The organism is Mesorhizobium sp. WSM4313 (assembly GCF_002294725.1).
Classification (GTDB): domain Bacteria; phylum Pseudomonadota; class Alphaproteobacteria; order Rhizobiales; family Rhizobiaceae; genus Mesorhizobium.
Genome location: NZ_NSFT01000020.1, coordinates 20,901 through 34,527, shown reverse-complemented (window position 1 = coordinate 34,527; position 13,627 = coordinate 20,901). Strand labels below are relative to the sequence as shown.

Genomic DNA, 13,627 nt, shown 5'->3' with positions numbered 1-13,627 from the left:
CTTCCCTACTCCTCTACTAACCTACTCCCCTACTCCCCTACTCCCTTACCCGAAGGGTAGAAAAAATGGCTTCTGAACAGCCCGGCTTCTGGGCTAGGGTGCAGCGCGCATCCGTCGAAAGGCTCCACATCCGGCTGGAGTCGCTGGTGGTGCTTCTGGCGCTGAGCACGGCGATGGCGCTCCTGTCGCCCTATTTCCTGTCGCTCAGCAATTTCCTCAACATCCTGCTCGCGACCTCGACGATCGGCGTGCTGGCGATCGCCGCCACTTTCGTCATCGGTTCCGGCGGGCTCGATCTGTCGCTCGGCTCGGTCATGGGGCTTGCGGGCGTCGCAGGCGCTTTCGTGGCGGTCAATCTCGGCTGGCCGTCGGTCTTCGCAGTGATCGCCTGCATCTTGGCCGGCGGGATCGCCGGCTACATCAACGGCCAGCTGGTCACCCGCGCCTTCGTGCCGGCCTTCATCGTCACGCTCGGCATGCTAGGCCTGGCGCGCGGTTTGGCGCTGGTCATCTCGAAGGGCAGGGCGATCTACGGCCTGCCGCCCGAGATCGTCTATATCGGGCAGGGGCGGCCGTTCGGCGTCCCTATGCCGGTGATCATCCTGGTGCTGACGGCCATCGTCGCGCATGCGGTGCTCGCCTATACGCGCTTCGGCCGCCACACGCTGGCGCTGGGCGATAGCGAAGGTGCTGCGCGAGCCGCGGGCATCCGCGTCGAGCATCACCGCCGCATCATCTACACGCTGTCGGGCGCGCTCGCCGGGCTTGCCGGTCTGCTGTTCACAGCCCGCGTCAATGCCGGCGATCCGACCGCCGGCATCAATTACGAGCTCACCGCCATCACGGCGGCGATCATCGGCGGCACCAATCTGTTCGGCGGCCGCGCCTCGATCCTCGGCACCATGATCGGCGCGCTGATCATGGGCGTCTTGCAGAACGGGCTGACGCTGCTTGCCGTGCAATCCTATTACCAGCAGATGGCGATCGGCGCGGTGCTGATCCTCGCGGTCTTCATCGACCAATACCAGGTGCGGAAGGAGTCGCGCGTATGACCCTGCTTTCGCTGCGCGGCATCCGCAAAAGCTTCGGCGCGGTCGATGTCTTGCATGGCGTCGACCTTTCGGTCGCGGCCGGCGAGGTGGTCGGACTGGTCGGCGACAATGGCGCCGGCAAGTCGACGCTGATGAAGACCATCACCGGCATCTACCGTGCCGACACCGGCTCGATCGAGTTCGATGGCAAGGATATCCTGGCGCTGGACCCCGGTCAGCGGCGGCGCCTCGGCATCGAAATGATTTACCAGGATCTGTCTTTGGCCAAGCAACAGGACGTGGCGTCGAATATCTTCCTCGGACGCGAACCGACGAAAAAGTTGCTCGGCCTATTCCCCGGCTTCGTCGACAAAAGCGAGATGGATCGCCAAGCGTCGAAAATGATCGAGCGGCTGGGCGCGCATCTGCCGTCGATAAACCGGTCGGTCGGTTCGTTCTCCGGCGGCCAACAGCAGACGGTGGCGATCGCGCGGGCGCTCACCTTCGATCCGAAGCTCGTCATCATGGATGAGCCGACTGCGGCGCTGGCCGTGCGCGAGGTGCAGAGCGTGCTCGATCTCATCCGGCGGCTGAAGTCCGAAGGCATCGCCGTCATCCTGATCTCGCACCGGCTGAACGACGTGCTGTCGGTCACCGACCGCATTGTCGTGCTGCGCCACGGCAGGGCGGACGCCGATCTCGTCACCGCCAGGACCAACATGAACGAAGTCGTCAGCCGCATCGTCGGCGGCGGCGATACGGCCGCAGCGGCGGCGCATGAGCAACGAGGCTGACATGAACACCTTCGGACTGCACACTTTCGCCATCGCACCGGTCTGGGACCTCGCCCGCATCGAGCCGCAGATGGACAGGCTCAAGGAATACGGCATCGGGCTGATGGAGATCCCTTTGCTTCGGCCTGAGGAGATCGACACCAAGCGGACGCGCAGCTTTGCCAATCACTATCGTGTTGAACTGGTCCCCTCGCTCGGCCTGCCGCGCGCGCTCGATGTGGTCGAACGGCCGGACGAGGCGCTGGATTTCCTCGAACCGGCTTTCCGGGTCTGCAATGAGGTCGGCGCGGAAGCGCTCGGCGGCGTCACCTACGGCACGATCGGCAAGACCACCGGCCGCGCGCCGACGCAAAGGGAAATCGACGGTATGTGCCGTTTCCTCGAACGCGCGGCGAAGGCGGCGAAGTCGCGCGGCCTGAAGCTCGGCATCGAGCCCTGCAACCGCTATGAGACGCACCTGATCAACCGCGGCATCGACGCGGCAAAGATCATCGAGCGCATCGGCGCGCCCAACATCTTCATTCATCTCGACACCTACCACATGCATATCGAGGAAGAGAGCTTTGCTTCCGGTTTCGAGGCGGCGGCGCCCTATCTCGGCTATGTGCATGTGTCGGAAGCCAACCGCGGCGTGCCGGGACGAGGCATGCTCAACTGGGCGGCCTGCATGAAGGCCATCGCCGACATCGGCTACCAGGGCGCGATCACGCTCGAAAGCATGAACCATGTCGATGTCGACATCGCCGGCGGGCTCGCCGTCTGGCGGCCCGTGGCGGAAGATCCGCGCGACGTGATCGAGGTCGGCCTGCCGTTCTTGCGCGAGGAGGCGATGAAGGCCGGGCTGACGCTGGGGTGAGGGCATTTCTTCCTTCCCTTGTGGGGACGGCGGCCTCGCTAAGCGAGGTCGGATGAGGGGTGCTCCAGGGAAAGCCAGCGTCTCACTCTGCTGGAACACCCCTCATCCGTCTCGGCGCTGCGCGCCGATCTACCTTCTCCCACAGGGAAGAAGGAAGAAGCGGCCAATCAGAACGGGTAGTGCTGGCCCGGGTCCTCGATCGTCACCCAGCGCAGGTCGGTGAATTCGGCGATCGAGGCCTTGCCGCCGAAGCGGCCATAGCCCGAACCCTTGACGCCGCCGAAAGGCATCTGCGCCTCGTCGCCGACGGTCGGGCCGTTGATGTGGCAGATGCCGGCGTGGATGCGCGCGGCAACGGCCATGGCACGGCGGATGTCGCGGCTGAAGACGGCGGACGACAGGCCGTATTCGGTGTCGTTGGCGACGCGCACCGCCTCGTCCTCGCCTTTCACGCGGATGACCGGCTTCACCGGGCCGAAGGATTCTTCCGAATAGACGCGCATCGCGGGCGTCACGTGGTCGAGGAGCGTCGCTTCCACCACCGTTCCTGTCCGCTTGCCGCCGGCCGCGAGCGTTGCACCCTTCGCGGTCGCGTCGGCAATCAGCTCCTCCATCTTATCCGCCGCCTGGCTGCTGATCAGCGAGCCGAGCACGACATGACCGCGCGGGTCGCCGGCCGGCAGTTGCGAGGCACGCGCGGCAAGCTTGGCGACGAACTCGTCGGCGATCTTCTCGTCGACGATCAGGCGTTCGGTCGACATGCAGATCTGGCCCTGATGCATGAAGGCGCCGAAGGTCGCGGCATTCACGGCAGCGTCGATATCGGCGTCGTCCAGCACGACCAGTGGCGCCTTGCCGCCGAGCTCGAGCAGCGCCGGCTTGAGGTGCCGCCCCGAGAGCTCGGCGATGATGCGGCCGACCTTGGTCGAGCCGGTGAAATTGACGCGCTTCACCGCCGGATGCGCGATCAGCGCCTCGACGATTGCCGCCGCGTCCTTCGGGTCGTTGGTGACGACATTGACGACGCCCTTGGGCAGGCCGGCCTCGACCAGCACCTGACCGATCAGGCGATGCGTGCCGGGGCATAGTTCGGAGGCCTTCAGCACCACCGTGTTGCCGCAGGCGAGCGGCATCGCCAGCGCACGCGTGCCGAGGATGACCGGCGCGTTCCACGGCGCGATGCCGAGGCACACGCCTGCCGGCTGGCGGATCGCCATGGCGAGCGTGCCCGGCTTGTCGGATGGAATAACCTCGCCGGAAATCTGCGTGGTCATCGCCGCCGCCTCGCGCAGCATGTTGGACGCCAGCATGACGTTGAAGCCCGCCCAGGGTCCGGTGGCGCCGGTCTCTTCCATCATCAGCTTGGTGAATTCCCCGACCTTCGAGGCCATGACGTCGGCCGCCTTCAAAAGCAGCATCCGGCGCTCGCCAGGTCCGGTCTTCGACCAGGCGTCGAAGGCTGCCGCCGCCGCATCTGCCGCGGCGTTGGCGTCGGCAATGCTTGCGGCGGCGGCGCGCGTCGCGAGCTTGCCGGTGAAGGGGTCCAGGCGCTCGTAAGAGGCTTTGCCGGTCGCCGCCCTTTCGTCGCCGTCAATCAGAAGTCCGATGTCCATGGGTTTCTCCCTCGCTTCCGCTGGAGCGTTGCAAAATTAGAAGCCAAGCACTTGCGCGTTGATCGACGCTTCGAGGCCGCCGTCGACCGGCACGTTGGCGCCGTTGATCCAGCGCGCCCCGTCGGAGCACAGGAATAGCACGACGGGCGCGATGTCGCCCGATGTGCCGGCTCGGCCGACGCGCGCGATATCGCTGTCGACCTTGGCGTCACCGAGGACCGAGCGGAACTGTTTCAGGATCGGCGTCTCGACCGGGCCTGGGCTGACCGCGTTGACGCGGATGCCACGGCTCTTGAACAGGTCGTGATGCGCCGCGCGGAAGGTCCACAGGAGCAAAAGCTCCTTCGAGACCGGGTAGCCTTCCTCGTTCTTCACCGCATGGTCGGCAATCACCTTGGCGACGTCGGGAAAGCCTTCGATGCTGACCATCGAGGCAGCGCGGTTCAGGTTGGCGCGCCAGCCATAGCCGGCAATGGAGGCGACATTGACGATGGCGCCGCCTTCGCGAAGCCTGGGCGCCAGCGCCTCGGAAAGCGCGCGCAGGCCGTAGAAGTTAACGGCGAGCGTCGGCGCGGCACCGGTGTTGCCGGAGAGGCCGGCGACGTTGCAGAGCGCGTCGAGGCGCTGCGGCAGCCGCGCGACGAGATCGTCGACGCCGGCATTGGACGAGATGTCGGCCTGGACGAAGACGCCCTGTTGGCCGGCCGGCTCGCGCAAATCGACGCCGATCACATCGGCGCCTAGTTGGCCCGCGAGTTCCGCCGTGCGGGCGCCGATGCCCGAGGCGACGCCGGTGATGAGAATCGTCTTGCCGAACAGCATGCTCATGCCTTCTCGCTGTGTGCCGCAGTGGGTGCTGGTGAAATGGCCTCGCCGGTCGGATCCGCCGCGCTGGCGGGAAGCCTGACGCGGTAGCCGACCGACAGCAGGCGCCAACCAAAACGCTCTTCGAGCGTGCCCCAGAGGCCGCGCGGCAAGAGCAGCGAGAAGGCCAGTGCCGCGGCGCCGAGCCCAATCAAGTACCAGACGCCGGTGCCGCCGAACCAGGTCTCGATGAGGAAGAAGAGCAGCGCGCCGAGGATGGCGCCCTCGAAGGTGCCGATACCGCCGACCAGCACCATGAAGATCATGTAAGCGGTCCACTGCACGTTGAAATAGGTCTTCGGCTGGAAGGTGATCGCGGTGGCCAGCCACAGCGCGCCGGCGACGCCGATGCCGAAGGCGGCGAGCACGAAGAGCTGCCGCTTGGTACCGGTGACGCGCACGCCGACGGAGGCCGCCGCATCCTCATTGTCGCGGATGGCGCGAATGGCGGCGCCGGTGCTGCCGCGCAGCAGGCTGAACAGGATCGCGAGCAGGGCGGTCATCGACGCCAACGCCAGCCAATAGATGGTCAGCCTGCGTGTCGATGCATCGTAGACGTTGAGCGAGATCAGCGACGTGCCGGTCTCGCCCTGGATCAGCCGGTCGAGATTGACGAGCAGGTGGGTGAGCGCTGCGATCACCCACATGCCGATGGCGAACTCGCCGTTCCTCAAGCGCAGCATGAACAACGAGATCGGCCAGGACACCGCGCCGACAATGACCGCCGAAACGAAGAGCGAGACAAACGGATTGAGCCCGGCATTGGCGAGGCGGATGGCGAAGTAGGCGCCAAGGCCGAAGAACACCTGCTGGCCGACCGAGACCAGCCCGCCGAAACCGGCCAGCGCATTCCACATGGCGGCGAGGATCACATAGATGAACAGCGCCGTCATGCGATCGACCGCGCCGGCCGACAGGAATTGCGGCGCGATGGCGAGTAGCAGAATGATGGTTAAAACGCCGATGCCGGCGCTGCGCGAAGCGGGCGTGCCACGCTCGATGACCAGGGAGGCGGTGTTCATGAGGCTTTCCGCGTGGAGAGGCGCAGCAGGCCGCGCAGGCCGAGGCCGGAAGTGTACAGCCGGATGAACAGAACGATCAGGAAAGCGACGTGGCCGCCGATGAGGAAACCTTGCGGATGGATCCTGGCGCCGAGCGTCTGGGCGAGCGCCAGCACGATGCCGCCGATCAGCGTTCCCCAGAGCGAGCCGGCGCCGCCGATGACGGCGGCTTCGAAGGCGAACAGCAGTTGCGTTGCGCCGGCATAGGGATCGAAGGTGGCGCGCATGCCGAGGAAGGCGCCGGCGAGACCGACCGTGACCATGGCGATTGCCGCGGCTATTGCCATGGAGCGGCGCGCGTCGACACCGACAATGCCGGCGGTATCAGGGTCTTCCGAGGTCGCGCGGATCGAGCGGCCTAACCCGGTGCGGGTGAGGAACAGTTGCAGTCCACCAAGCAGGACGACGGCGGTGATGAAGATGATCACCGCGAGCTTGCCGACATAGAGGCTGCCCGGCCATTCCCAGGAATCGTAGGACAGGCTGCCGATGAAGGGCGCCAGCGAGCGCGTGTCGGCGCCGAACTGTTCGAACAGCAAATTGTCGATGACGATGGCGAGGCCGAAGGTTGTGAGGATCGGCAGCAGCGCGCCGCCGCGCGCGCTGCGCTCGAGCAGGAAGTGCTGCAGGGCCCAGCCAATCGCGGCCATCAGCGGCAGCACGACGAGCAGGCCCAGAAATGGCGAGATGTGGAAGCGCGAGGCGAGCAGCCACAGCGCGAAGGCCGACAGCACGGCGAGGCTGCCATGCGCCAGGTTGATGATGCGCATCACCGAGAACATGAAGGAGAGGCCGCAGGCGATCAGCGCGTAATAGCCGCCGAGCAGGACGCCCTGGACGATCTGGTTCATCATGCCGGCACGCCTCCGGCGCCCTTCCGGTGCAGGCCGAAATAGGCCTTGGTCACCTCGTCGCGCGACACGCTCTTGCTGTCGCCGGCAAGGACGATCCGGCCCTCCAGCATGCAGATCACCTTGTCGGAGACGGAGAGCGCGCGGTTGAGGTCCTGCTCGACCAGGATGATCGTCGTGCCGGAGCCGATCAACCCCTGCAGGGAGGCATAGACGCGGTCGACGACCAGCGGCGACAGGCCGAGCGAGACCTCGTCGAGCAGGAGCAGGTCGGGATTGCTCATCAGCGCACGGCCGATTGCGGTCGCCTGCTGCTCGCCGCCGGAAAGATGCCCGGCCTTGGCATGGCGGCGCGGCTTCAAGTTGGGGAAGGTGTCGAGCACGCGTTCGACGCTCCAGTCGCCGGGGCGGCCGGCAGTGCGGCCAAGCAGAAGGTTTTCCTCGACCGTCATCTGCACGAACAGCCGCCGGCCTTCGGGAACCAGGGCGATGCCCTTGCGGACGCGTTCATGCGAAGGCACACCGGAGAGATCGTCGCCGTCGAAGGCCACACGGCCCGAGGCCGCCTGGTGCGCGCCGGCGATTGCGCGCAGCAGCGTCGTCTTGCCCGCGCCGTTGGCGCCGACCAGCGCCAGCGTCTCGCCGCGCTCGAGGCTGAAGCTGACGCCGCGCACCGCCTGCAGCAGGCCGTGGCGGACAACGAGATCCTCGGCCGACAGCAGGCTCATTTCGGGCCTCCGCCGAGATAGGCGCTGATCACCTGCGGGTCGGCCATCACCGCCTGCGGCTCGCCGTCGGCGATAATCTTGCCGGCGTCCATGCAGATCAGCCGTTCGGCCACTTGCAAAAGCACGTGGACGATGTGCTCGATCCAGACGATGCCTATCCTGCGGCGGCGCAATTCGCGGATGGTCTCGACGAGCTCGCCCGCCTCGCCGTCGGTCAGGCCGCCGCCGATCTCGTCGAGCAGAAGCAGCGTCGGTTTCGCGGCGAGCGCGCGGGCGAGCTCCAGCCGCTTGCGGTCGAGCAGGCCGAGCGTTTCGGCGCGGCGGTTGGCTATGCTGAGCATGCCGCAGAGCTTCAGCGAGCCGAGCGCTTCCTCATAAGCCTCGTCGCGGCCGAGTCCGGCGCCATGCGAGGCGGCGACGAAGACATTCTCGAAGACGGTCATGCCGCCGAAGGGTTTCGGTACCTGATGGGTGCGCACAAGGCCCAGCCGGCAGCGCTGCGTGGCCGGCAGCGCGGTCACATCGTCGCCCTTGAAGGCGATGGTTCCGGCGCTCGGCGGATAGGCGCCGGAGAGCACGCTGAGCAGCGTCGTCTTGCCGGCGCCGTTCGGGCCGACGATGCCGACCGCTTCCTCGGCGCCCATGGCGAAGTCGATGTCGTCGAGCACCACAAGCGCGCCGAAGCGCTTGTGGATGCCGGCGGCGCTGAGGACGGCACCGTTGGGCGTCGCGTTCACGATGCGGGCCCCGACTTAATCAGCCGTTGTAAGGCTGGAGCTTGGCCCCGACCGGCACGTTCGGGTCGGTGGCGTTCTCGGTCACGACATAGTCGAGCGGGAATTTCGAGCCTTCCTTGGCGGCGACCCATTGCGTGCCGATGATCGGGCCGGGGGACACGTTCGCGACGGGGCCGCTGGTGAAGTCGACCTTGCCGATCATGGTCTCGGTCTTCAGCACGCTCAGTGCCTTGGCGACCGCCGCCTTGTCCTTGGCGTTGGAACTCGCCTTCAGGGCTTCGAAGCCGGCGTCGAGCAGCGACATCGAGGCGCCGAGCTGCTGTGTCCACTGCTTGCCGCTCGCCGCCTCGTAACCGTCGGCAAGCTCGGTGCCGGAGACGCCGGTCAGCGGCGACTTGTAGGGGAAGGCCTTGTGCCAATAGGCGGCGCTCGAGATCTTCATGCCGAGATCGCCGAGCGCCTCGATGTCGGAGGGGAACAGGCCGGTCTTGGCGACCTGGGCGATCTTGATCTGCCGGGTCAGCCCCTGCTGCGCGGCCTGGCGCCAGAAGGCGGCGAAGTCCGGCGGGATCGGGAAGGAGTTGAAGATCTCGACGCCTTCCTGCTTGAACAGCGCGATCTGCGAGGAATAGTCGGTTGTGCCGGTCTCATAGGCGCCGGGATCGACGATCGTAAAACCCTGCTTGGCCAGGAGCGGCGCGAGGTTGGCGCGAATGGCGTTGCCGTCGGCGTCGTTCGGATACATGACGCCGACCTTCTTGTTGGTCTCGATCAGGTTCCACTGCGAAATATAGGTCTTGAAGAATTCGCCGACGCCGAAGCCGAAATGATAGGTCCATTTGAAAGGCGAGGGCGCGCCCGGCTTGGCGCCGCGGCCGAAATACCACGCCTCCCACGGCATGACGGTGGAGAGGCACGGCACGCCGGCCGCCTCGCAGGCATCGGCGACCGGGTTGATCACCTCGGGCGTGGAAACGGCCAGCATCAGGTCGATGGCCTGGTTGTTGATCAGGTCTTTTGCCAACTGGCCGGCGCGCGACGGATCCGACTGGGTGTCCTGGTCGAGGATCTCGACGCTGTATTTCTTGCCGCCGAGCTCGATGCCGTTGGCCAGGGCCTTGCGGGCGAGGTCAAGCACATAGCCGTCGGTTTCGCCGAAGCCGGCGAGCGGGCCGGTGCGCGGGCTGACGAAGCCGACCTTGAGCGTGTCGGCGGCCTGCGCGAAAGCCTTGCCGCGGCCGAACGCAAGTGCTGCGCCACCGGCCATCGATGTGGCGATGAACTGGCGTCGTGAAATGCCCGATATGGCGGGCTTGCTGCCGATTTTATGAGACATCTGCTCCTCCCTCAGTCGCCGTTCGACACGACGGCAAACGGGTCTTCCGCTTGCGGCCGGACGGCACGGCTTTCGATCCTCCGGAGATCACATTGCACTAGCGGTTTGGTTCGGTAAAATGATATTTTACGGTGTTTTATTAACCGCTGGGTTAGCGAAATTCGAACTGCTAGCCCGATCGTCAGGCGTGGTGCCGCGCGGCTTCGCGGATCGTCTGCAACAGGATGGTGAAGGCGGGCGAGGGCGCGGTGTCGGTGCGCATGGTCAAACCCACCGGCCCTTTGGTCTCCTCCGTATCCACCGGCAGTGCGACGAAAGCGCCGCTGGCGATCTCATTGGCAACGACGCCGGCCGAGATGATCCACACCGCATTGCTCTGGCGCATGAAGGAACGGCCGAAGGAATCAGAAACGGTTTCGATCTCCGTGGCGGGCGCGGTCATGCCGTTGGTGATGAAGAGCCGGTCGACGAAGGGGCGTATGACGGATTCCCGCGTCGGCATCAGGACGGGGAAGTCGTCGAGCCGCGCGAAGATGTCTGCCCCGGGTTCCGACAGGGGATGCCCGGCCCGCACCACGAACAGCACCTGCTCGGAATAGAGATGTTCGAAGAAGAAGCCGGTCATGTGCTCCGGCGCCGCGAGCCGGCCGACGACGAGGTCGAGCGCGCCGACGCGCAACTGTTCGAGCAGCACGGCGTTCTCGCCGGTGACGATCTTGAGCGCGGCGCCGGTGTTTTCCTCGAGGAACAGGTTCATGGCGAGCGGCATCACGCGCGCCGACACCGTCGGTAGCGCGCCGATGCGGATCGGGTCGCGATGGAGAGCGCCGTCCTGGCGCACGGAATCGACGCCGCGCTTCAGCGCCGAGATCGCCGAGCCGGCATGGCCGAGGAAGATCTCGCCGAGACGCGTGACCCGGATGCCGCGCCCGTCGCGCTCGACTACGGCGACGCCGAGCGCTTCCTCCAGCTCACGCAAGGTCTTGGTCACGGCCGGCGCACTGACATGCAGGAAGTCGGCCGCGCGCGCCACGCTGCCTTGCCGAGCGACTTCGAGAAAGGCCTGCAGATGGCGGAAGCGGATCCGGCTTTCGGCCATGGTTCGATAACCTCAGAGTTAATGAAACGCCGCAAAATATCATTTTACCGAACCAAACCGCTGGTGCAATGTGGCTTTGGAGGATCGAAATCGTGCCATTCGTCAGCATAGGCGGCGTGACGCTGCATCACCGCTACATCGAGGCGACGGGCACGTCGCGTCCGATCATCTTCATCAATTCGCTGGGCACCGATTTCCGGATCTGGGACGACGTCGTCGCGCGGCTTGCCGGCGAAATACCGATGCTCGTCTACGACAAGCGCGGGCATGGGTTGTCGGATATCGGTGGCGGCGTGCGCTCGATCGACGACCATGTCGACGACCTGCTGGGCCTCATCGATCATTTCGGCTTCGGGAAGGTCGTGCTGTGCGGCTTGTCGGTCGGCGGCCTGATCGCGCAGCGGCTCTATACCCGCCACCCCAAATGTGTCGAGGCTCTGATCCTCAGCGACACCGCGCACAAGATCGGCACGGATGAGAGCTGGAACACGCGCATCGCGACTGTCGAGCGCGACGGCATCGAGGCGATCGCCGAAGGCATCATGAAAGTGTGGTTCACGCCGCAATTCCATGCCAAGCGTGCGGCGGACCTGGCCGGCTGCTGCAACATGCTGACCAGGCAGGCTCTGTCTGGCTACATCGGCACCTGCATGGCGGTGCGCGATGCCGATCTTACCGACGCGGCGCGGCGTATCACTGCGCCGACGCTCTGCATCGTCGGCGATCAGGACGGCTCGACGCCACCCGACCTTGTTCGCTCGCTGGCGGATCTGATCCCAGGCGCCCGCTTCGAAATGATCCGCGATGCCGCGCACATCCCGTGCATCGAGCAGCCCGAGGCGCTCGTCACCTTGATCCGCGATTTCGCCACCTCATTGCCTGAGGAAACGTCTGCCCATGGATGATGTCACGAAGAACCGCTACCGGACGGGTCTCGAGGTCCGCCGCTCCGTGCTTGGCGATCCCCACGTCGACCGCGCCGAGGATGCCGCGACCGATTTCGACCGGCCGTTCCAGCAATTGATCACCGAGGCTGCCTGGGGAACGGTGTGGGCGCGGCCGGGCTGGTCGAAGCGCGAACGCTCGATCGTGACGCTGGCGCTGCTTGCAGCACTTGGCCATGACGAGGAGGTCGCCATGCATGTGCGCGCCACCGCCAATACCGGCGCGTCGCGCGACGACATCTGCGAAGCCTTCCTGCATGTCGCGATCTATGCCGGGGTTCCGGCCGCCAACCGCGCCTTCAAGATCGCCAAGGAGGTGTTCGCGCAGATGGACGGAGCCGCCCATGGCTGAGCAAGGCTCGAACCGTTCACCCGAGACCGGCGCCTTCTTCCAGCGCGACCGCCAGTGGCATCCGGCCGCCTTCACGCCGAACTACAAGAGCTCGGTGCTGCGCTCGCCGCAACGGGCATTGGTGGCATTCGACAACACGCTGTCGGAACTGACCGGACCGGTCTTCGGGCACGCGATGCTCGGCGAGCTCGACAACGACCTGATCCACAATTTCGCCAGGCCTGGCGAGAGTGCCCTCGGCGAGCGCATCATCGTCCATGGACGCGTGCTCGACGAGCGGGGCAAGGGCGTGCCTGGCGTGCTGCTCGAATTCTGGCAGGCCAATGCCGGCGGCCGCTACCGTCACAAGAAGGACGCCTATCTCGCCCCCCTTGATCCGAATTTCGGCGGCTGCGGCCGCACGATCACCGGCGAAGACGGCAGCTACGCCTTTCGCACGGTCAGGCCCGGGCCCTATCCGTGGCCGAATGGGCCGAACGACTGGCGGCCGGCGCATATCCATTTTTCCGTGTTCGGCCATGGCTTCGCGCAGCGGCTGATCACACAGATGTATTTCGAGGGCGATCCGCTGATCTGGCGTTGTCCGATCGTCGGCGGTGTTTCCAACAGGGAAGCTATCGAGGCGCTGATCGCCGCGCTCGACATGCAGTCGACCATCCCGATGGATGCGCTCGCCTACAAGTTCGACATCGTGCTGCGCGGGCGCCGCTCGACATTGTTCGAGAACAGGCCGGAGGGTAATTGATGGCGCAGTCGCTCGACCGGTTGAAGGAAAGCCCTTCGCAGACCGCCGGCCCTTACGTGCATATCGGGCTGACGCCCAATTTCTGCGGCATCGGCGGCGTCTATGCGAACGACCTTGGCTCGACGATGCTCAACGGCGAGACCAAGGGCGAGCGCATCGAGCTGCGCATCCGCGTGCTCGACGGCACCGGCACGCCGCTCAAGGATGCGCTGATCGAGATCTGGCAGGCGGACGCCAACGGGCTCTACAATTCGCCGTCGGAATTGCGCGGCGCCGCCGATCCGAATTTCCCTGGATGGGGCCGGCAGCCGACCGACATGGAAACGGGCGTCTGCCTGTTCCGGACGATCAAGCCGGGCCGCGTGCCGTTTCGCGACGGCCGGCTGATGGCGCCGCACATCACGCTGTGGATCGTGGCGCGCGGCATCAATGTCGGCCTGCACACCAGGCTCTATTTTTCCGACGAGGAAAAGGCCAATGCCGAGGACCCGATCCTCGCCCGCATCGAGCACCGCCTGCGTGTGCCGACGCTGATCGCCGAGCGCCGGGGCGATACTTACGTCTTCGACATCCACCTGCAGGGCGAAAAGGAGACGGTCTTCTTCGACAGCTGACC

15 protein-coding genes are annotated in these 13,627 nt (G+C 65.8%); 7 read left to right on the top strand and 8 right to left on the bottom strand.

Annotated features, from left to right (window positions below; all coding sequences use genetic code 11):
* Positions 1–65 precede the first annotated feature (65 nt).
* From CK219_RS27730 to CK219_RS27720, 3 genes are read left to right on the top strand one after another with little or no spacing between them, the layout of a single operon-like run.
* Positions 66–1,052: an ABC transporter permease gene (locus CK219_RS27730; RefSeq protein WP_095769797.1), complete on the top strand. Its 987-nt coding sequence runs from the start codon at positions 66–68 to the stop codon at positions 1,050–1,052.
* Positions 1,049–1,825 carry an ATP-binding cassette domain-containing protein gene (locus tag CK219_RS27725; RefSeq protein WP_095769796.1) on the top strand — a complete coding sequence of 259 codons (777 nt, stop codon included), beginning with the start codon at positions 1,049–1,051 and terminating at the stop codon, positions 1,823–1,825. Before CK219_RS27730 ends, CK219_RS27725 begins: the two co-directional genes overlap by 4 nt.
* A 1-nt stretch (position 1,826) precedes the next feature.
* A complete protein-coding gene (locus CK219_RS27720; protein WP_095769825.1) occupies positions 1,827–2,681 on the top strand; it encodes a sugar phosphate isomerase/epimerase family protein in 855 nt (284 codons plus the stop codon).
* Between the two features lie 167 nt (positions 2,682–2,848).
* Here the strand turns inward: CK219_RS27720 and CK219_RS27715 are convergent, their stop codons facing one another.
* The 8 genes from CK219_RS27715 to pcaQ form a co-directional block, all read right to left on the bottom strand.
* Positions 2,849–4,294, bottom strand: a complete 1,446-nt coding sequence (locus CK219_RS27715; protein ID WP_095769795.1) for an aldehyde dehydrogenase — start codon at positions 4,292–4,294, stop codon at positions 2,849–2,851.
* Positions 4,295–4,330: 36 nt separating this feature from the next.
* The gene (locus tag CK219_RS27710) at positions 4,331–5,116 is read right to left on the bottom strand and encodes a coniferyl-alcohol dehydrogenase (RefSeq protein WP_095769824.1); all 786 of its coding nucleotides are present in this window, start codon (positions 5,114–5,116) and stop codon (positions 4,331–4,333) included.
* A gap of 2 nt (positions 5,117–5,118) precedes the next feature.
* Entirely contained in the window at positions 5,119–6,180 is a 1,062-nt protein-coding gene (locus tag CK219_RS27705; RefSeq protein ID WP_095769794.1) for a branched-chain amino acid ABC transporter permease, read from the bottom strand.
* The gene (locus CK219_RS27700; protein ID WP_095769793.1) at positions 6,177–7,073 is read right to left on the bottom strand and encodes a branched-chain amino acid ABC transporter permease; all 897 of its coding nucleotides are present in this window, start codon (positions 7,071–7,073) and stop codon (positions 6,177–6,179) included. The genes CK219_RS27705 and CK219_RS27700 overlap by 4 nt, the downstream gene beginning before the upstream one ends.
* Complete coding sequence (locus CK219_RS27695; protein ID WP_095769792.1) at positions 7,070–7,798, bottom strand: ABC transporter ATP-binding protein; 729 nt, start codon at positions 7,796–7,798, stop codon at positions 7,070–7,072. The genes CK219_RS27700 and CK219_RS27695 overlap by 4 nt, the downstream gene beginning before the upstream one ends.
* Positions 7,795–8,535 (bottom strand): ABC transporter ATP-binding protein, encoded by a 741-nt coding sequence (locus CK219_RS27690; protein WP_280950927.1) that lies wholly within the window; start codon positions 8,533–8,535, stop codon positions 7,795–7,797. Before CK219_RS27690 ends, CK219_RS27695 begins: the two co-directional genes overlap by 4 nt.
* A 19-nt stretch (positions 8,536–8,554) precedes the next feature.
* Positions 8,555–9,871, bottom strand: a complete 1,317-nt coding sequence (locus CK219_RS27685) for an ABC transporter substrate-binding protein (RefSeq protein WP_095769790.1) — start codon at positions 9,869–9,871, stop codon at positions 8,555–8,557.
* Positions 9,872–10,052: 181 nt separating this feature from the next.
* Complete coding sequence (gene pcaQ, locus CK219_RS27680) at positions 10,053–10,970, bottom strand: pca operon transcription factor PcaQ (protein ID WP_095769789.1); 918 nt, start codon at positions 10,968–10,970, stop codon at positions 10,053–10,055.
* Positions 10,971–11,038: 68 nt separating this feature from the next.
* On the opposite strand from pcaQ, the gene pcaD reads away from it, so the two are divergent.
* The 4 genes from pcaD to pcaG are packed head-to-tail and all read left to right on the top strand — an operon-like array spanning position 11,039 to position 13,625.
* On the top strand, positions 11,039–11,875 hold the full coding sequence (gene pcaD / locus CK219_RS27675) for a 3-oxoadipate enol-lactonase (protein ID WP_176477173.1): 837 nt from the start codon (positions 11,039–11,041) through the stop codon (positions 11,873–11,875).
* Positions 11,868–12,266 (top strand): 4-carboxymuconolactone decarboxylase, encoded by a 399-nt coding sequence (pcaC, locus tag CK219_RS27670; protein ID WP_095769788.1) that lies wholly within the window; start codon positions 11,868–11,870, stop codon positions 12,264–12,266. The genes pcaD and pcaC overlap by 8 nt, the downstream gene beginning before the upstream one ends.
* Positions 12,259–13,011, top strand: a complete 753-nt coding sequence (gene pcaH / locus CK219_RS27665; RefSeq protein WP_095769787.1) for a protocatechuate 3,4-dioxygenase subunit beta — start codon at positions 12,259–12,261, stop codon at positions 13,009–13,011. Before pcaC ends, pcaH begins: the two co-directional genes overlap by 8 nt.
* Entirely contained in the window at positions 13,011–13,625 is a 615-nt protein-coding gene (gene pcaG / locus CK219_RS27660; protein WP_095769786.1) for a protocatechuate 3,4-dioxygenase subunit alpha, read from the top strand. The genes pcaH and pcaG overlap by 1 nt, the downstream gene beginning before the upstream one ends.
* The last annotated feature ends 2 nt before the right edge of the window (positions 13,626–13,627 follow it).